General features: G+C 44.4%; 17 protein-coding genes. All 17 read right to left on the bottom strand.

What is annotated here, in order from left to right; translation table 11 throughout:
- Nucleotides 1–20: 20 nt before the first annotated feature.
- Entirely contained in the window at nt 21–1,265 is a 1,245-nt protein-coding gene (locus BLHYD_RS05115) for an Nramp family divalent metal transporter (protein ID WP_005949573.1), read from the bottom strand.
- A 188-nt stretch (nt 1,266–1,453) separates the two neighbouring features.
- Nucleotides 1,454–2,446, bottom strand: a complete 993-nt coding sequence (locus tag BLHYD_RS05110) for an agmatinase family protein (protein WP_005949571.1) — start codon at nt 2,444–2,446, stop codon at nt 1,454–1,456.
- A gap of 88 nt (nt 2,447–2,534) precedes the next feature.
- Nucleotides 2,535–3,770: an Nramp family divalent metal transporter gene (locus BLHYD_RS05105; RefSeq protein WP_005949569.1), complete on the bottom strand. Its 1,236-nt coding sequence runs from the start codon at nt 3,768–3,770 to the stop codon at nt 2,535–2,537.
- A 91-nt stretch (nt 3,771–3,861) separates the two neighbouring features.
- Nucleotides 3,862–4,572 carry a cysteate racemase gene (gene cuyB, locus BLHYD_RS05100; RefSeq protein WP_005949567.1) on the bottom strand — a complete coding sequence of 237 codons (711 nt, stop codon included), beginning with the start codon at nt 4,570–4,572 and terminating at the stop codon, nt 3,862–3,864.
- A 17-nt stretch (nt 4,573–4,589) separates the two neighbouring features.
- A complete protein-coding gene (locus BLHYD_RS05095; protein WP_021844805.1) occupies nt 4,590–4,790 on the bottom strand; it encodes a 4Fe-4S binding protein in 201 nt (66 codons plus the stop codon).
- A gap of 54 nt (nt 4,791–4,844) precedes the next feature.
- Nucleotides 4,845–5,714 (bottom strand): succinate--CoA ligase subunit alpha, encoded by an 870-nt coding sequence (gene sucD, locus BLHYD_RS05090; protein WP_005949563.1) that lies wholly within the window; start codon nt 5,712–5,714, stop codon nt 4,845–4,847.
- A gap of 3 nt (nt 5,715–5,717) precedes the next feature.
- Nucleotides 5,718–6,839: an ATP-grasp domain-containing protein gene (locus BLHYD_RS05085; protein ID WP_005949561.1), complete on the bottom strand. Its 1,122-nt coding sequence runs from the start codon at nt 6,837–6,839 to the stop codon at nt 5,718–5,720.
- A gap of 21 nt (nt 6,840–6,860) precedes the next feature.
- On the bottom strand, nt 6,861–7,421 hold the full coding sequence (locus BLHYD_RS05080; RefSeq protein ID WP_005949559.1) for a 2-oxoacid:acceptor oxidoreductase family protein: 561 nt from the start codon (nt 7,419–7,421) through the stop codon (nt 6,861–6,863).
- Between the two features lie 12 nt (nt 7,422–7,433).
- Nucleotides 7,434–8,243: a thiamine pyrophosphate-dependent enzyme gene (locus BLHYD_RS05075; protein ID WP_005949557.1), complete on the bottom strand. Its 810-nt coding sequence runs from the start codon at nt 8,241–8,243 to the stop codon at nt 7,434–7,436.
- Between the two features lies 1 nt (nt 8,244).
- Entirely contained in the window at nt 8,245–9,399 is a 1,155-nt protein-coding gene (locus BLHYD_RS05070; protein ID WP_021844803.1) for a 2-oxoacid:acceptor oxidoreductase subunit alpha, read from the bottom strand.
- A 49-nt stretch (nt 9,400–9,448) separates the two neighbouring features.
- Nucleotides 9,449–10,801 carry a pyridoxal phosphate-dependent aminotransferase gene (locus tag BLHYD_RS05065; RefSeq protein ID WP_005949553.1) on the bottom strand — a complete coding sequence of 451 codons (1,353 nt, stop codon included), beginning with the start codon at nt 10,799–10,801 and terminating at the stop codon, nt 9,449–9,451.
- Complete coding sequence (locus BLHYD_RS05060) at nt 10,801–11,562, bottom strand: ABC transporter ATP-binding protein (RefSeq protein WP_005949551.1); 762 nt, start codon at nt 11,560–11,562, stop codon at nt 10,801–10,803. Before BLHYD_RS05060 ends, BLHYD_RS05065 begins: the two co-directional genes overlap by 1 nt.
- A gap of 33 nt (nt 11,563–11,595) precedes the next feature.
- Nucleotides 11,596–12,720: a M20/M25/M40 family metallo-hydrolase gene (locus tag BLHYD_RS05055; protein ID WP_005949550.1), complete on the bottom strand. Its 1,125-nt coding sequence runs from the start codon at nt 12,718–12,720 to the stop codon at nt 11,596–11,598.
- Between the two features lie 558 nt (nt 12,721–13,278).
- Nucleotides 13,279–13,965 (bottom strand): GntR family transcriptional regulator, encoded by a 687-nt coding sequence (locus tag BLHYD_RS05050; RefSeq protein WP_172676831.1) that lies wholly within the window; start codon nt 13,963–13,965, stop codon nt 13,279–13,281.
- A gap of 389 nt (nt 13,966–14,354) precedes the next feature.
- Entirely contained in the window at nt 14,355–15,614 is a 1,260-nt protein-coding gene (locus BLHYD_RS05045; protein WP_005949542.1) for a M20 family metallopeptidase, read from the bottom strand.
- A gap of 17 nt (nt 15,615–15,631) precedes the next feature.
- Nucleotides 15,632–16,615: an ABC transporter ATP-binding protein gene (locus BLHYD_RS05040; RefSeq protein ID WP_005949541.1), complete on the bottom strand. Its 984-nt coding sequence runs from the start codon at nt 16,613–16,615 to the stop codon at nt 15,632–15,634.
- Nucleotides 16,608–17,621 (bottom strand): ABC transporter ATP-binding protein, encoded by a 1,014-nt coding sequence (locus tag BLHYD_RS05035; protein WP_005949539.1) that lies wholly within the window; start codon nt 17,619–17,621, stop codon nt 16,608–16,610. The genes BLHYD_RS05040 and BLHYD_RS05035 overlap by 8 nt, the downstream gene beginning before the upstream one ends.
- Between the last annotated feature and the right edge of the window lie 9 nt (nt 17,622–17,630).

Below are 17,630 nucleotides of genomic sequence, written 5' to 3'. Positions count from 1 at the left end.
TGTAATTTTAAATTTCTCCTTTAGAACATCGCAAGAATACTTTTTCCAACACTAATTAGAGCATTCAATGCAAATATTGTTGTCAAAACTGTCACACATCCCATCACAATATTTTGTCTCAAATTATTAGCATATGTACCAAGTAAGTCCTTTTTATTACACAAAATCCAACAAATCACACACACCATAGGAAGTGCAATACCATTTAAGGCTTGTGCCGCAATAATCAACTGTACTGGCGACTGTCCTAAAAAAGCGATCAAAATTACTGGAATCAACACTACTGCTGCTACCACAGCCAAATTATGTTTCGCCTTCGGGTCTTCGTCCACATGGAAGGCTGTTGGAAACAGAGTATTATGAATAGACACATGATATAATACTGAAGAAATCGCGGCTGCCCACAGACCAATAGAAAATAAAATTCCTGCAAATCGTCCCAATAATGGTACTAACTGAGTAGCCATATCTGCTGCCGAAGTTATCTCTTTTCCAGTAGGATGAATGACTGTAGCCGAGCAGACAATAATAGAACCTGTGATCAGAAATGTTACAAACATGTTCAAACCCAAGTCTGCCTTTGCCAGCTTAATATCTCTCGCTGGTGTCTGCGAATCCGCATATTTTTTACGCAGAAATGCTGAATACCCCAATACTAAGTTCGGAGTCACAGTCGTAGCCAACAAAGAGACTGCCAGTACTGCATTACCTCCTGGAATTTTAAAAGAAAATCCTTCCGTGACTAAATCTCCAATATCTGGCCCTGATGTAAAAGCAGTCAATACAAATGCAAAAACCATCATCAATATTAAAACTTGATTGACATTCTCAATAACTTTATAACGATTAAGCATGACTATAATAAACGCCAACAGTGACATAACTACTGCCCACATGAGATTAGACGTACCAGGCACAAAATACTCTAATGCCATAGATGCGCCGCTCAAGTTACCTGCTTGGAAAGCAATACTTCCAACAAAGATGACTATCCAAAGAAACTTAGCTACGCCCGGACTTAAATGTTCACGAACTCCAACCATTACCGATTCTTTGCATCCAATAGAGATACGCATTGCCGGTTCCTGAAAAAAATAGGCAATCACACAGGCAACAAGCAGAATCCACAGGGACGTAAATCCATACAGCGCGCCCTGCTGCGAAGCTGTCGTTACTGTTCCTGGACCAATAATTGCAGCCGACATAATTGCCCCTGGTCCCATCGCTTTAATATAATCTTTCAAAGTCAGTTTTCCTTCAGACATAATCTGCCTCCTCTACTTAAATCCCCGTTTCCTGTAAATGCTTAAATTACTGCCTAACATAAAACAGTCATGCTCTCAGGGTATTCTAATCATTTCGAGTATCACTCTATGTTTAAAATTTCATGGGCCCATTTCAATTTTTACGTATACAATAGTTACCTAATAAAACTCACATCTAACAAAATCGTTTACACGAATTCAAAAATCTTAGGCTTTAAAAAATTAATAAGCGTAGTTGCTGCCAATCTTGACGTATTCTGAGTCAAATCTAAATTCGGTGCTACCTCTACCACATCAATTCCACCAACATTATACTTAGACAGTTCTGACGCAATCTGCAACAACTCACATGCAGTAATACCGCCATAGATAAAAGATCCAGTGCCACAGGCGTATGCTTGGTCCACAACATCAATGTCAATCGTCACATAAATGGTGTCGCAATCTTTCCCCGCAATTTCAGCTGCTCTTTGTATCACAGCTGGAACACCCTCCCGTTTAATATCTTCTGTGGTAATAATCGTGCCTCCATTGCCAATAACATAGTTGTAGGCTTCTAGTCCTGTAGTCCCATTGATCCCAACCCATACCATGTTTTTTACATCGACACTTTCCAACTCACTAATCCGCCTTGCCGGTGAACCATGGTAATATTTTCCCCAGGTATCATTCTCGTTATAAGCATCCAAATGGGAATCTACATGGATGTATCCAATCTTCGCTTTACGGCCAAGACGTGACTGCATTCCTCTTTCAAATCCCTTCATTACTGGATAAGTAATGTAATGATCTCCGCCTAAAGTGACAGGAAAAGCCATAGCTGATACTATCTGGCAGATTCCTTCTGCTATGCTCTCCGTAGTCTTTGCAACATTAGAAGGATACACCCTCAAATCGCCTGCATCTTTCACTACACCAATCATATTTGATTTCATACGTTTCTTCGTCACAACATCTATAACTTCTCCATCAATGGCCGTCAGATGATACAAAAAGTGGCCTGACTCCTGCCGAATCGCATTCGGCGCGTATCTAGCGCCTGGTCTGGAACCCAGCGTGGTATCATACGGCGCCCCGACTACCACGTATTCTCCCGCCGAAGCTTCCTCCGGCAATATGTACGGAGAACGAAGAAATGTCGCAATTCCCGAAAACGACGGATAAGTAAACCTTTTGTCCATATAATCCTCTCCTTATCATTAGCAGAAGCAATCAAAATGACTACCTCATAAAATAGTTCTATCTGTTAAAACAACACACGATTTATTTTCAAAAAAGTCCAATAATCGTAGGAATTGATGTATAAGTAAGTAAAATTACCACAATTGCAACGACGGCCATGGCAACATTCTGTCGGAAAGAACTCGCACATTCCCCCAATATCTTTCTTCTGTTCGCCAAGATAGCAATTAAGACGACGCTCAAAGGTAAAATAAATGTATTTAATACCTGAGCTGCTACGATAATAACAGTAGGCACAGTACCTCCCATTGCGAACGTAACGATAATTGGAAAAGCTGCAATAATTAAAATACATATCCTGCTGGAAAGACTTTTAGGATTATCTTCAAATCCAAATGCCTCCTGCATCATAGGAGGAATACAGGAAGTCATGTAAACTGCCGATGAAAATCCTGCCGCCCAAAGCCCCAAAGCAAATAACACAAAGGCATAGGTTCCCAAAACTGGTGTCAGCGCCTGCGCCATATCTGCCGCCGACGACACAGTAATTCCTCTTGGAAATAAATTGGTCGCCGCACAAATTGTAACGGCGCAGGTGATAACTCCCGTCGCCACCATATTAAATTTCAAATCATTATGAGCCGCTTTCAAATCTTTTACCCCGCCAACCCATTTTTTCTTTGCAAGACTGGACATTGCAAAAGGAATATCTGGACAGACTGTTGTCCCAATCAATCCCAACACTAATAATTTTCCACCGTCTGGTATATGTGGGACTAATCCTTGGGCAATACCGGAAATACTTGGTCTCGATGCAACCATCGTAATCAAAAATGCAAACATCATCAAGGCAACCAATCCAGTGTTCACATTTTCTAACACCTTATATTTTCCTACAAAAGCAATAATCACTGAGAAGACTGCCAATATCACAAGAGCTCCTTGTATGGATAGCGCTGGGATTAATAAATTAATCGCCATAGCTGCCCCTAAGTAATTTCCCGTCTGATAAGCCAATGCTCCAACAAACAGTGCCACAAAAGTAACCTTTGCCAGAACGGGATTCATTCCTCGTATTCCTTCTAGCATAGTCGTGCGTGTTTTCAACGTCCATCTCAAACCAGGTTCATTTAAGATGTAGGCCAGTATGGCACTGATCACAGAACACCACAACAAGGCATATCCATACTCTGCCCCGGTACTGGAAGCTGTCGTCACTGTCCCGGGGCCAATAATACTGGCTGCTATAATAATAGCCGGTCCAATACAGCGAAATACTCTGGTAATTCTCAACGCCTTTAGCGCATTATCTTTTTTCTCCATATTGTTTTCTCCAATCCAAATACCTATTCTCAATGGGCTATCTCATTCCGTCTTTCCCTCCCAGTCTTTCCCATAACCTCTATGTCATTCTCTAAAACCTCATCTGCTCTTTCACCTTTACCCCTACAAACTGTACCGCTCTGGACGCCAAAACCAGCGTGGGGTCCAGTGCTGGCTGGGTGAACTTCCATCTCTGGAACGCCACTGGAAGTTCCGTACATCCCAGAACTAAGACCTGTGCCCCTCTTTGCAGAAGCTTATCCATTGCCCTCTCAAATTTTTTAGTATCAAGGCTATAGTTACCTGCTTTGACACCATCATAGATCAGTTCCATCACCGATTCCTGTTCCTCTTTCGCAGGCAGCTCCAAAGAAATTCCCCGTTCTTGAAATGCTTTCTCGTACACCCCTGATTTCACCGTACCGTCTGTAGCCAGAAGCCCTGCCTTTGTGATACCCATTTTCACTGCTGCGTCCGCAGTCTCTTCCAACATATTTAAAAAAGGAATGTCCACAAAGGGCAAAAGTTTCTTATAAAAATAGTGAGCTGTGTTGCAGGGCATAATCAAGACATCGGCCCCCATTCCTTCCAGACGTACAGCGCTTTTTATCATCTGCGGAAGAGGGTCCCTCCCTTTGTGCAGGATTGCTGCTGTCCGGTCTGGAATCCGTGTATTCCCATCTATGCAGACCCGGACATGTTCCTGGTCTTTATCCGCCTGGGTCACCTGAATAATTTTCTGATACAAATCACAGGTCGCCAAAGGTCCCATTCCTCCGACAATGCCGATGGTCTTATTCATCTTGTCGAGCTCCTTTCCTATTTTTCGATATGAATAACAAAATCCGGACAGGATATCTCACACTTATGACAGGCAATACAATCTGCTTCCCGCACAGCCTCCACGTAGTTATATCCTTTCTTATTCACCTTATGTGTGATCGCATACACATTTTTAGGACAGGTATTGATGCAGATCTTGCAGCTTTTGCACAATTCCTGATCGATATATACTGCCATAATTTTCATCCTTTCTACTTTTCTGGCGAGCCGCCTTTTACAGCAGCTCTTGCATCATGAAAGCAATGCTCGAATCACCTTTACCATCTCCACGGGATTTTTTACCACGTGTACCCCCGCGTCTTGCAAAGCTTCTATTTTCGTTTTCGCCGTTCCCACATTGCCGCTGACAATTGCACCTGCATGTCCAAGGCTCTTTCCTTGAGGTGCATTTCTGCCGACAATCAAGGACACCACCGGTTTTGTCACATGCGCTTTGATATATGCAGCTGCTTCCTCCTCGGAACCTCCTCCGATCTCCCCCAACAATACAATCACTTTCGTATCCGGGTCTTCTTCATACAATTCAATGGCATCTCTTTGGGTAAATCCCCAGATAGGCCCTCCACCGATTGCCACAACACCAGACTGCCCGATTCCATTGTCTGTCAGCGTCTTTCCGATCTCATAGGATAAGGCTCCACTCTTTGAGACAACCCCCACCTGGCCAGGACAGAAGAAGCGAACTGGATGAGCTCCCACCTTGCAAGTTCCCGGGGCGATCACTCCTGCGCACCCCGGTCCTACCAGAGTCGTCCCATGTGCTTTCGCGTACGCGATAATCTCCACCACATCCTGAAGCGCAATTTCCTCAGTGGTCAGAACCAACAGACGAATCCCTGCGTCAATGGCCTCAAAACAGGAGTCCTTTGCTGCCGCCGGCGGCACAAAGCTGATTACTGTATCAAAATCATGTTCCTTTTTCGCCTCACTGATATAGTCGTAGACAGGAACTCCATGGACTTCCTGACCGCCTTTTCCTGGAGTCACACCTGCCACAATCTTCGTTCCCGCATCCAGCATCACCTTCGTCTGCAAAGAACCGGACTTTCCAGTGATGGCCTGAACCAAAACCTTGGTCTCTTTCCCTATTAAAATTGCCATGGCTCATCCCTCCTTCACTGTCTTAGCCAGATCTTTTACAGTCTCTGTCAATACGTTGTATGTACTCATTCCCGCAGCTTCCATAGTTTTTAATCCTACTTCTTCCATGGTTCCGCACATTCTGGTATAGATAGGAATCTTTACCTGATGCTCTTTGACATACTTTGTAATTCCGAGAGCCATGTTGTCCATCCGGTTAAAGCCTCCGATCAAGACAATCAGCACCCCTTTGATCTGTGGATGTCCAGTCAAAGTCAAATCCATCGCACGGTACATGACCTCTTCCGTCGTCATCCCTCCCAATTCACAGAACGACGCCACATGAAGTCCTTCATCATTCAGCAGGTCTAAGGTCAGCATGCCGGTACCTGCTCCGTCTGAAATCAATCCGATGTCTCCGTCTAATGGGACATAAGTAATTGTCGTCATTTCTTTTTCCGGTGCCTGATACCTATAGAGTTTCTCCCGGTCCTTCTCCAATTGCTCTACAGTCCCTTGCATTTTCTTAACATGGTCGTCTAGAGAAAATTTGGAATCCATAGCCATCAGTCTGCCATCCACCACGCCCAGTGGATTGATTTCTACCAGTTTGGCCCCTGTGTCAAAAAACGCACGCTCCACTTTTCCGATAAATTGATAAAAGTCCTGCTTATCCTCAATCTCCAGCCTCTTCGCCAGATACTTTTTTTGATATCCTTTCAGTCCGGTAAATGGGTCAATCTCCATCTTTACAATTTCATCCGGGGTTTCTCTTGATATCTGTTCAATGTCCATTCCTCCCATCCTGCTGGCTATTAGAGTTGGTTTTGATACCCCTTGCAGGGTGATCGAAAGGTACAATTCTCTTTTCGCCTTCACCATTTGCTCCGCCAAAAGGCCATGTACACGATGGTTTTTGATCTCCATATTCAGAATATTCTTCTTATGGATTTCAAACTCCCTCTCATCTGCACAAACCTTTACTCCCCCGGCTTTTCCTCTGCCCCCTGTCATCACTTGGGCTTTCAGCACAAAAGGATAAGGCATCGGCGGCGTCGCTTCTGAATCGGTAATCAGACAGCTTTCGGGAACCGGAATCTCAAACTGCCTCATCAGCTGCTTTCCTTCATACTCAAATAAATCCATAGTCCTCTCCTTTTTCAGCTTTTACTTGTCAGCATACAAATTGTGTTCCTTGGCATAAGCGATCCCGGCATCCACCGCTTTGAAATTCAATTCCACAAAGCGCTCTGCCACATTTTCTTTTACCACTTCCAAAAGATCTTCCCTTTTGATAATTCCTAACGCTTCACTTAGGAAACCTAAGACCACCATATTGGCAGCCATTCGGTTTCCTAAGTCCACCGCGATTTGGGTGGCGGGAAGTTCGAAGGTATGTCTAATGGGACGGGTAATCTTCGTCACCAGTTGGGGGTCAATGACTAGATACCCTTCCTCATCTAAGGTCTCAATATATTTCTCGTAAGCGGTCTGAAACAGCGCTACGAGCAGATTTTTTGTCTCCGCGATGGGAGAATTAATCGGTTCCTTGTCAATAATCAATTCTGCCTGGCATTGTCCTCCTCTGGCCTCAGAACCATAAGATTGCGTCTGAACTGCGTAAAGATCTCCTTTTGTCACAGCTGTCGTCCCTAAAATGACCGCAGAAAGAATGATTCCCTGACCGCCAAAGCCGCACAGGCTGATTTTCTGTGGATATGCTAACATGCCTTTTCCTCCTCACATCATATTGGTTGTTCCCGCATAGACAGGTTTCTCCACGCAGATATACTGGCCGCAGCGGAGCTTACCTTCCAGTTCCTCTGGAGACATCTTCTTTGCCTGCGCATCTGTGTAGGTGTAACCCTTAATCCATTCCAGAACAGCGTTGGGGTCGCCGGTCTTCAAGGCATACCTTCCAAAATGCGTCGGGCACTGAGAGACAATCTCAATCAGTGAAAACCCTTTATGGGTAAGCGCCCGCTCCATGGCCTTTTTGCACTGTGCAGGCTGAGCTGTCGTCCAGCGCTCCACATGGGTGGCACCTGCTGCTTTTACCAGTTCGCAGACATCAAATCTAGGTTCCGCACTTCCATACGGAGTGGTCATTGTCCTGCTGTCTTCCGGGGTCGTGGGAGCTACCTGTCCTCCAGTCATTGCAAAGTTCAGATTATTCACCATAACCACTGTAACGTCTAGGTTTCTTCTTGCCGCATGAATCAGATGATTCCCTCCTATGGAAGACACATCTCCATCACCTGCAAAGATCACCACCGGAACATCTGGCCGCATCATCTTAACTCCAGTCGCCCAGCCCAAAGTCCTCCCATGGACACCGTGAAACATATCTGTCTTTAAATAAACCGGAATACGTGCCGTACAACCAACTCCACCGATATGGACCATATATTCAGGGTCCATATTCAACTCCTCTAGTGCCTGGGTATAGTAATTTAAAACCTGCCCGCAACCACAGCCTGAACAGAAAAAATGAGGCAGTTTCTCCGGTCTTAAAAACCTTCTTCTGGGATTTTCTTTCTGTACACTCATTTTACTTTACCCCCTTTTTAATCTCTTCTAGAATCTCCAGCCCTGTATGTACCAGACCTAAGTTCTTTGTCACGGGGAGTACCTGGCATTTTCCAGACGCTGCGCGTTCGATTTCACGCACGTATTTTCCCATATTCATCTCCACTGCAAAAATCTTAGATACGTTCCCGGCTACTTCATGGATCGCTTTCTCCGGCACAGGCCATACGTTGCAGAGCTTTAAGACTCCCATCTTAATTCCGCACTCTCTGGCCATCTGTGCTGCCTCCATGGAAGGTCTTACCTCACTTCCATAAGTAACAATCGCATACTGGGCATCCTCCATCATATAGCTCTCTGTCCTACAGATTTTGTCCTTATTCTCTGTGATTTTTCCGCAGACTCTTTTGTATAACTTATCAAAGACAACCGGGTCCCACTCGATATCACCTCTCTCATCGTGAGGGTTCAGTGAATAGATCGTGTGGTATCCTTCTCCCAGAGGAGCCATCTCAGGACATCCATTTTCCGGCGCCGCAAATGGTAGATATTCTTCTGGTGACTTCGTCGTGTACTTCCTGTTAAAAATAGAAATGTCCTCTGCCTTCGGTATATCCAGACGTTCTCTCATCAGTGCGATCGTCGTCTCAGACATAATAATTACCGGATTGCGGTATTCCTCCGCCAGATTAAATGCCCAGATCGTATAATCGTAAAGCTCCTGAACTGACGATGGACACACGACAATCGCCTCATAATCGCCGCTGGCCCCATATCTCATCTGATAGACATCGGCTTGACTGGCATAATTTTCACCTCTACAACGCTGTACGTCTGCTACCACCACCGGTGCCTCAATCGCGTAACAATAGCCCAGTCCCTCCTGCATATAGTTGTAACCTGCACTCGCCGTTGCCGTCATGACTTTTCCACCTGCCAGGGACGCTCCGGCACAGGCGTAGATCGAACACAGTTCGTCCTCTCCCTGAACAAATTTTCCGCCTACCTGCGGCAGCCTTTGTGACATTCTCTCCGAAATTTCGTTCGCCGGGGTGATGGGATAACCGCCGAAAAAATCACAGCCGGCGCTGATCGCTCCTTCTACCAAGGCGTAATTGCCCAGCATAAAATGGACCCCCGTCATCACCCTGTTTCGTGATGCAGTTGTAATTGGCATAGTTTTTCTCCTCTCTTTTTGTCTATTGTAGACAAAATATATTAAAAAATTATTTTAACTTTCTCAACGCAGTTTCTATCCGATTCATACCTTCTACAATTTTATCCATAGAATTCGTATAGGCTATCCGTACAGTATTTGGTGCATAAAATGCCGCTCCCGGCACAATCGCCACATGAGCCTCATTGAGAATATAATTGCAGAAATCAAAAGAATCTCTGATCTGCTGTTCTCCATATCTCTTGCCGAAATAGTAGCTGATATCCGGCAGCAGATAAAACGCTCCATCCACATTGTTGCATTTTATCCCTTCCATTCTTACCAAACGCCCATAGGCATAGTCTTTTCTCTTCGAAAACTCTTTTACCATGGCTTTGATCGTCTCATCATTGTTCTCCAAAGCCTCCACTGCCGCCCACTGCACAAAAGTGGTGCTGTTCGAGGTGGTATGTCCCTGGATAGCATTGATTCCCTGTGCGATTTCCTTCGGTGCCGCCGTATAGCCGATTCTCCACCCGGTCATGCAGTATGCCTTTGACATTCCATTGATCAGAATCGTGTGCTCATAGGCTGTCTCTGAAAATGAAGCCACACACTCATGTTTTGTGTCTCCATAAATCAGTTTTTCGTACACCTCATCAGAGATAATATAAAAATCATGCTCCGCTGCCAGTTCAGCTAACTTTTCAAGACTTTTCCTCGAGTACACGGCTCCTGTCGGATTATTTGGCGTGTTGATTAAAATTGCTGCTGTTCTTGGGGTGATTGCCTTTTCGATTTTTTCCAAATCTAGCTGATAATCCGGTCTGCATTCCACACAGACTGGAACCCCTCCCACCAGCTTTACAATTTCCACGTAGCTGACCCAGCCTGGTATCGGAATAATGACCTCATCCCCTGGATTTGTCACCGCCAATACTGCATTGTTCAAAGCTTGTTTCGCTCCGGTTGATACACAGATCTGATCTGGCTCATAATGTACTCCATTATCTCTCCGAAGCTTCTTTGCAATCGCCTCTCTCACTTCTATGATTCCCGGCACATTGACATATTTCGTTTTTCCCTCTGCCATAGCAGCTTCGCACGCACGCTGGATATTTTCCGGTGTCTGAAAATCCGGTTCCCCAGCGTTCATCCCTATGATGTCCACGCCTTTGTGCCTGAGATCAGCGACGGTTCCCTCCAGCTCACAGGTAGCTGAAGGGGTGATGTTGCTCACAATTTTACTTAACATTTTGTCTCCTCCTCGTTTCATTTGGCTGTTGCTGATTAAAGAAGACTTCCCTGCTCCGTTCGCTCCAATAATCGCATAGATTCCTTTTTTCTCTATTTCAATGGACACATTGTGCAAAGCCTGAATAACACCGTAATGACAGCTAAGATTCTCAATTTTTAGGAACATTATTTTCCACCCCGTTTTCCCAGATAAATATTGATGACATCTTCATTATTCTGAATTTCCTCCGGCACCCCTTCTGCGATTACAGCACCGGAATTTAAGACGGTCAGACTATCACACAACGACATTACAAAACGCATATGGTGTTCGATTAATAAAATCGTCTTTCCATTTTCTCTCAATTTCTGGACCAGCTCAGCCGCCTCAGCACTTTCCTGTTCATTCATCCCAGCCACAGGCTCATCCAACAAAAGTAGTTTGGGCTCTGTCGCCAATGCTCTCGCAATCTCCAAAAGCCTCTGTTGTCCATAGGGAAGATTCGTCGCCATTGTGTTCTCTTTTCCATCCAGTCCCACGAATTTCAACAATTCCCTTGCTCTGTCATACACATGGCTTTCTTGCCGCTTCAACGCCTTCGTCTGGAAAATTGCTGAACTCAGGTTAATCTTTTGGTGAATACAGGCAGCCGTGACTACATTTTCCAAAGCAGTCATCTCAGAGAAAAGATTGATGTTTTGAAAGGTCCGACACAATCCTGCTTTTGCCACCTGATTTGGCGTCCGACCAGATATCACATTCTCTCCCATCTCTACAGTCCCCTTCGTAGGCGCATAAAACCCTGTAATGACGTTGATCAGAGTGGTCTTTCCAGAACCATTAGGTCCAATCAGTCCGCGAATCTCTCCTTCCTTGACAGTCATATTCACATTGTTTAACGCTACCAGACCTCCAAAGTGCATAGATATATTCTTTACACTTAACATTGCTTCATCCCTCCAATCATCCCCATAATGCTCCTACATTTCTCTCAATTCTCTCTTTTGACTATATGACAAAATCAAACGTTCCGTCAGCTCTCCGGACTGAATCAACTGTTCTACATTGACTTTTTCATTCAATGCATGAGCATTGGAATTCCCCATTCCCACACTGATACACGGAATTCCATGCGCACAGAATATATTTCCATCACAGCCTTCCATAGTCAGAGATAACTGCGGTTCAACCCCCATTTGTTTTAACTCTTCGGCTGCCAGCTTCACGACCTCATCATCTTCACAAAAGCAGACGTTTCCATGCTGAATCTCATACTGGAACCTAAGTTCTGCTCCGGTGCCCTTGATGTGCTCTCTACAGTAATTCTCGAAATATCTCAGGTAGTTCATCAGCTTCTCCTGCTGCACACTCCTGGCCTCACATCGAACTAAAACTCTGTCACAGACAGTACCTGGTTCCTTAGGCCCGCCATGAATAACTCCTATATTTGAGGTGCTCTCAAAATCCAATCTTCCTTCTCGAATCCCTGTCAGCATCTGGCAAGTAGCAGCAATCGCATTGATGCCTTTCTCAGGACTGCCACCATGAGCTCTCTTTCCCAATACCTCAACATCAATCATTGCCTTATATGGCCTTTTTATATCTAACTGTCCCAGAGGCCCAGTCGTATCCATGATGTAGCCCATCTGTGATCTCAGACGTGACAAATCCATCAGCCTTGCTCCCAAAATTCCGTTTTCTTCACAAATCGAAAGAACAATCTCCAATGTAACATGCCTTTTACCCCCTGCTTTTATTCTGCGAACTGCATCCAGAATTACTGCGAGTCCCGACACGTCATCCGCTGCCAAAATTGTGGTTCCATCTGAGACAATCTCTCCATCCACAATGGACGGTCTAATCTCGTATCCATTGCTTACCCGGTCCATATGAGCTGATAGTAGCAAACACCCCTCAATTTCTCCTGGAAAATACGCAAAAACATTCCCGGCGTTGCCTCCTACCTTTGCCCCGGCATCATCTTCAAAGACCTCACAACCCAGCGCTTCCAAATGAGACTTCATATAATCAGCTATTTTCCGTTCATCACCAGAAGCCGCACCAATCTTCACCATCTCCAAAAAGTCTCTGACGATTTGTTCCATCCATGATCTCCTTTCTTTTTATAATCTTCTCAGTTTTGTTCTTTGATTTTTATCTATTGTTTATTGTAGACAATGTATACTTAAAAAATAATCATATCTTTACGATAAGATTTAAAAAGAAACCTATTTATTTCAGAAAATTCAAATATTATGTCTTGATTATATGCAATGTATTTTATAATGTCAATTCATTTCTGCATTTGTCTTTTATCTTTGTGAGTTTTGACCGAAATTTAAAAAATATTTTCGTTAATAATTTTTTATGCTTTAACGTCTCAAACTCTCATTTTCCCATCCCCTCAATCTTTGAGGGGCGCAGTCCCACTTTGCGCGCCGCCGCAACACCGCCTTGCGGTGCACTACCTTCTTGCGGCGTGCGCATCCTTAGCGGAGCGTTTATGTTATAGGAAAAGGCTTTCACGTTTCAGCGTGACAAAGTCTTTTCTATAACATAAAAAACGTGTGTAAAAGATTCCTTCTTAATCTCTCACACACATTTTTTAATTGTTTTATTTCTCTTAAATCGACTGATTACCACTTGATCTAATTTATTCTCTGTCATTCCTTCTTTAAATTTTGACCTGCAGAGGGAAAAATTCGTTCCCTGCTATTTATCAGATGGTCATAAACCGTCTGATAGACAGCTTTTTCGTCCTTTCGTTTTAAAGCGTCCAAAATCTGTAAATGTTCTTTCGTCGACTCAAACTCGATATCCGAGCGTATTCCAGGATGTCTGTTTTCCACAGCCCAACGCATTCTCAAAGAATGCGCTCTCATATTCTCCAGCGTATCTTTCATAAAATGATTTTCCAGATTCTGGAAGAGCATTTCATGTAGTTCTATATCTGAATCCATGTACAATTTAAGATCATCTGGATTTTCCAAGACTTTTTTTAAATCATTTTCTAGCTTTGCAATTTTCTCGTCAGAAATCAACGACATGGATTTTACTGCGGCATATGGCTCCAAAATTGCGCGCATCTCCCAGATATAATCCCGTTCTTCCTCTGTCGCCTCCGCCACAACCGCTCCTTTTCTTGGAACAATTACCGTAAAGCCGTCCCTTTCCAACATATTAAAAGCTTCACGTATCGGCGCCCGGCTGATATTCATTTCCACAGACAAATCCTCTTCTCTCAACCTAGTTCCCGGCTTTAATTCTCCACTTATAATTCTCTCTTTCAAATTGTCATAAACCAGCCTTTTCAGAGATGGTATTTTCCCAATATCCATTAAATTGCCCATTCTTTTCCCCCCTTTCATCACCTGCACTCCCTCTGACTTTTTTCTTTTCCACCCCATGACTCTTCCACCCATTACACATATGTCTCATCTATACATACCTCTCAAATCTGAAAAACCTCCCTAAGTCTTCTTTTGTCTAATTCTGTGTATTTATAATGTTATGATAGTGAGAATTCCAATTAATGTCAAGTAATTACTTTTTCACACTTTGACCAGTTAAATATAGATGTCTCTTTCCTATAACAGAAAAAAGGCAGCTTCAGATCTTCGTCTCCAAAGCTGCCTTTCGCATCTGTGCACTGATGCAATGTTCTCAATGGTTCTCTCCACCTCGTCATCTGCTATTCAGCACCGACAAATGTGCAATATTTCTTAATTCGTCAAACTCTTCAATCAATTCCCATCAAGTCACACAGAGAAAGAATATAAATCAAGCCTGCTTTCTGAACATCCTCAATGTCCACCGTCTCGTTATAAGAGTGAATTCCCACCGTGTTCGACGGTCCAAACTGAATCGTTGGAATACCTTTCTGTCGGTAATCCCTGGCATCACTGGACGCCCACTGATAAGCAGGGAGAACCTCTTCCTGCCATAGCTCTTCTGCATATTTTTTGATTGCCTCCACGATTGGCGCATCAATCTCTGTATAGTTTCCGAGCATCTGGCAGCCCAGTTCATACTCAACGCCTTCTACGCCACTCTTGGCAATCATCGCTTTGATGCGCTCTTCCACCTCTTCAATCGTCACACCGATAGGAAGACGCAGATCTACAATCGCCTCACAGTAATCCGGAACCATATTCGGTCTGGTTCCCCCTTTGATGATTCCCACATTGGCGGATACATGATCGATCACATCCCCTGTGCCCGCTCCGTTTTTCTCTCCTGCAATAATTTTAGAGTTGATTAATGCCTGCTTCTGATTCTCACCATATTTTCCTTCAATCTCCCGCAGCATATCTACATGTTCCAGAACCTTACCCAGTTTTAGGATCGCATTCTCTCCTCTATATCCTGCAAGGCTTCCGTGAGCAGATTTTCCGTAGGACTTCAGAATCAAGTCGATCTTACCCTTCTGGCCGATCTCAATAGTCTTGTGAGACGTAGGCTCCGCAACCAGGCAGGCGTCCGCATTCTCCGCATAGCCATTCGCACACAACCACTGGGTTCCATACTCCCCGCCGCTTTCTTCATCAGATACGATATGCAAACGGATATTTCCGTTTAATTCGACACCTGCTTCTACTAGAGTCTTCATCGCAAACAGAATTCCTGCCACTCCTGCCTTCATGTCAGAAGTTCCTCTTCCCAGGATGCATTTGTCCGTAATCTCTCCGGAAAACGGGTCAAAATCCCACTGATTGCGATCTCCAGCCGGAACTACATCCACATGACCATTCAAGATCACACTGAACCCCTCTTCCTTGCCGATTTTTGCCACAACACAAGGATGCTCCGGGTTACAGCCTACTTCTTCACAAGCAATACCTGCCTCAGAGAGATATTTTTTCACAAAATCCACCACATCTCTTTGCGTCCCGATGGGATTCTCGCTAGGAATCTTAATCAAATCGGAAGTAAGCTGAACGAGGTCATCCAGTTTACTTTTCGCCAGTTCTAGCACTTCATTTCTAGTTGTACAACTCATTACCTGTCTTCTCCTCTCTAATTGTTTTCATACAGGAAGCACGCTACCTGGTGTCCCTTCGACACTTCTTTTAGTTTTGGAATATCCTTCATACAGCGTTCTGTACAATTCGGACACCGCTTTGCCAACGGACATCCTATCTGATCTCCGATCGGACTGGGAATCTCACCCGTCAGCACAATTCTCTCTTTTTTCTCAAACGGAGATTCCTGGGGAATTGCTGAGAGAAGCGCCTTTGTATAGGGGTGAAGCGGATTCTCATAGATGCTGTCCGCGTCACAGAGTTCTACAATACGTCCCAGATACATAATCGCGATCCTGTCACTGATATGCTTAATCACGCTCAAATCATGGGAAATAAACACATAGGTCAAATGGTACTCTTCCTGCAGACGGTTAAAAAGATTCAGTACCTGCGCCTGAATCGACACATCCAAAGCAGACACCGGCTCATCACAGACAATCAGCTTGGGAGTCAGAGAAAGTGCCCTCGCAATATTGATACGCTGCCGCTGACCTCCTGAAAACTCATGGGGATAGCGGTGCACATGCTGTACATCCAGACCGACGGTCTGAAGAAGCTCCAAGGCTTTTTGGCTCCTGGCCTTTTTATCCGCGATAATTTTGTGAACAATCATGGGTTCTTCCACCAGTTTCCCCGCTGTCATTCTCGGATCCAGAGATGAAAATGGGTCCTGAAAAACCATCTGAATATCGCTTTTCAACTTTTTCAGCTCTTCGTTTTTCAAATCGAAAATGTTTTTTCCCTCGTATTCCACAGTACCTGCCGTCGCTTTGTGCAGTTGCACGAGACATTTTCCAAACGTAGACTTTCCACAGCCGGACTCCCCGATCACTCCCAGAGTCTCTCCCTCATAAATGTCTACCGAAACGCCTGTCAAGGCATGGAGAATCTGAGGTTTTTCCCCCAGCTTCTTGCCTCGAATTTTAAATTCCTTGGTGAGATTTCTGACTTTCAGCATTACTTTCTTTTCACTCATTTGGGTTCACCTCTCCTCTCACCAAATTCTGCTCTCCGTTTTGTCTATGACAAGCCACAAAATGTCCTGGCTCCAACTCTTTGAGCTCCGGAACTTCCTTCCCGCAGATTTCCTGGGCATAGGGACAACGATTATAAAAATTGCAGCACTTCCCAGTCAGACGTAGATCCGGCGGAACACCCGGTATCGCTTTTAGCTCTCCTTTTACCTTATCGCTGAGTTTTGGAATAGAATCCAGCAATCCCCAGGTATAAGGATGCAGAGGTTTTGCATACAGCGTTTTCGTATCTGCATACTCTACAGTCTTTCCTGCGTACAACACCATAACCGTGTCGCACATTTTCCACACAACTCCCAGATTATGTGTAATCAACAAAATAGAAGTATCCATCTCATCCTGAAGCTCCTGAAGGAGTTCCAGCACCTGAGCTTGCACCGTTACATCCAGTGCTGTCGTCGGCTCATCCGCAATGATCATCTTAGGTTTACAGCAGACTGCCATCGCAATGATAACACGCTGACACATACCTCCGGACAGCTCATAAGGATAGGATTCCATACGTTTTTCCGGCTGCGGAATTCCCACCTTCTTCAATGCCTCGATTGCCACTTTCCTGGCATCTGCTTTTGACATATCTTGATGAGCACAGATCATCTCCACCATCTGATTTCCAATTTTAAACACTGGATCTAAAGACGTCATGGGGTCCTGAAAAATGACCGCTATGTCTTTTCCACGGAAGTTTAAAAGATCTCTTTTATTCAGCTGAATAATATCCTTTCCCTCGAAGTCTATCTGTCCTCCCACAATCTTTCCAATCTTCGGAGGAAGAAGACGAATAATCGATGAGGCGGTCACACTTTTTCCAGATCCAGACTCACCTACGATGCCCATAGTCTCACCTTTTTTTAAGGTAAAGCTGACACCGTCAACTGCTTTTGAGACCCCGCTAGCTGTGAAAAAATACGTCTTTAAATCTTTTACCGTAAGCAAATTTTCGCTCATATTTTCGTC

The organism is Blautia hydrogenotrophica DSM 10507 (genome assembly GCF_034356035.1).
GTDB classification, from domain to species: Bacteria; Bacillota; Clostridia; order Lachnospirales; family Lachnospiraceae; genus Blautia_A; species Blautia_A hydrogenotrophica.
The sequence above is the reverse complement of the archived record's forward strand: the minus strand, read 5'-3'. Positions and strand labels throughout refer to the sequence as shown.

Coding starts and splice junctions, on each gene's coding strand:
- BLHYD_RS05065 (WP_005949553.1), bottom strand. CDS start 10,801: ATGTTCCTAAAAATTGAGAATCTTAGCTGTCATTACGGTGTTATTCAG.
- BLHYD_RS05115 (WP_005949573.1), bottom strand. CDS start 1,265: ATGTCTGAAGGAAAACTGACTTTGAAAGATTATATTAAAGCGATGGGA.
- BLHYD_RS05080 (WP_005949559.1), bottom strand. CDS start 7,421: ATGTTAGCATATCCACAGAAAATCAGCCTGTGCGGCTTTGGCGGTCAG.
- cuyB (WP_005949567.1), bottom strand. CDS start 4,572: ATGAATAAGACCATCGGCATTGTCGGAGGAATGGGACCTTTGGCGACC.
- BLHYD_RS05085 (WP_005949561.1), bottom strand. CDS start 6,839: ATGGATTTATTTGAGTATGAAGGAAAGCAGCTGATGAGGCAGTTTGAG.
- BLHYD_RS05050 (WP_172676831.1), bottom strand. CDS start 13,965: ATGGGCAATTTAATGGATATTGGGAAAATACCATCTCTGAAAAGGCTG.
- BLHYD_RS05045 (WP_005949542.1), bottom strand. CDS start 15,614: ATGAGTTGTACAACTAGAAATGAAGTGCTAGAACTGGCGAAAAGTAAA.
- sucD (WP_005949563.1), bottom strand. CDS start 5,714: ATGGCAATTTTAATAGGGAAAGAGACCAAGGTTTTGGTTCAGGCCATC.
- BLHYD_RS05060 (WP_005949551.1), bottom strand. CDS start 11,562: ATGTTAAGTGTAAAGAATATATCTATGCACTTTGGAGGTCTGGTAGCG.
- BLHYD_RS05035 (WP_005949539.1), bottom strand. CDS start 17,621: ATGAGCGAAAATTTGCTTACGGTAAAAGATTTAAAGACGTATTTTTTC.
- BLHYD_RS05075 (WP_005949557.1), bottom strand. CDS start 8,243: ATGAGTGTACAGAAAGAAAATCCCAGAAGAAGGTTTTTAAGACCGGAG.
- BLHYD_RS05055 (WP_005949550.1), bottom strand. CDS start 12,720: ATGGAACAAATCGTCAGAGACTTTTTGGAGATGGTGAAGATTGGTGCG.
- BLHYD_RS05110 (WP_005949571.1), bottom strand. CDS start 2,446: ATGGACAAAAGGTTTACTTATCCGTCGTTTTCGGGAATTGCGACATTT.
- BLHYD_RS05040 (WP_005949541.1), bottom strand. CDS start 16,615: ATGAGTGAAAAGAAAGTAATGCTGAAAGTCAGAAATCTCACCAAGGAA.
- BLHYD_RS05105 (WP_005949569.1), bottom strand. CDS start 3,770: ATGGAGAAAAAAGATAATGCGCTAAAGGCGTTGAGAATTACCAGAGTA.
- BLHYD_RS05070 (WP_021844803.1), bottom strand. CDS start 9,399: ATGCCAATTACAACTGCATCACGAAACAGGGTGATGACGGGGGTCCAT.
- BLHYD_RS05095 (WP_021844805.1), bottom strand. CDS start 4,790: ATGGCAGTATATATCGATCAGGAATTGTGCAAAAGCTGCAAGATCTGC.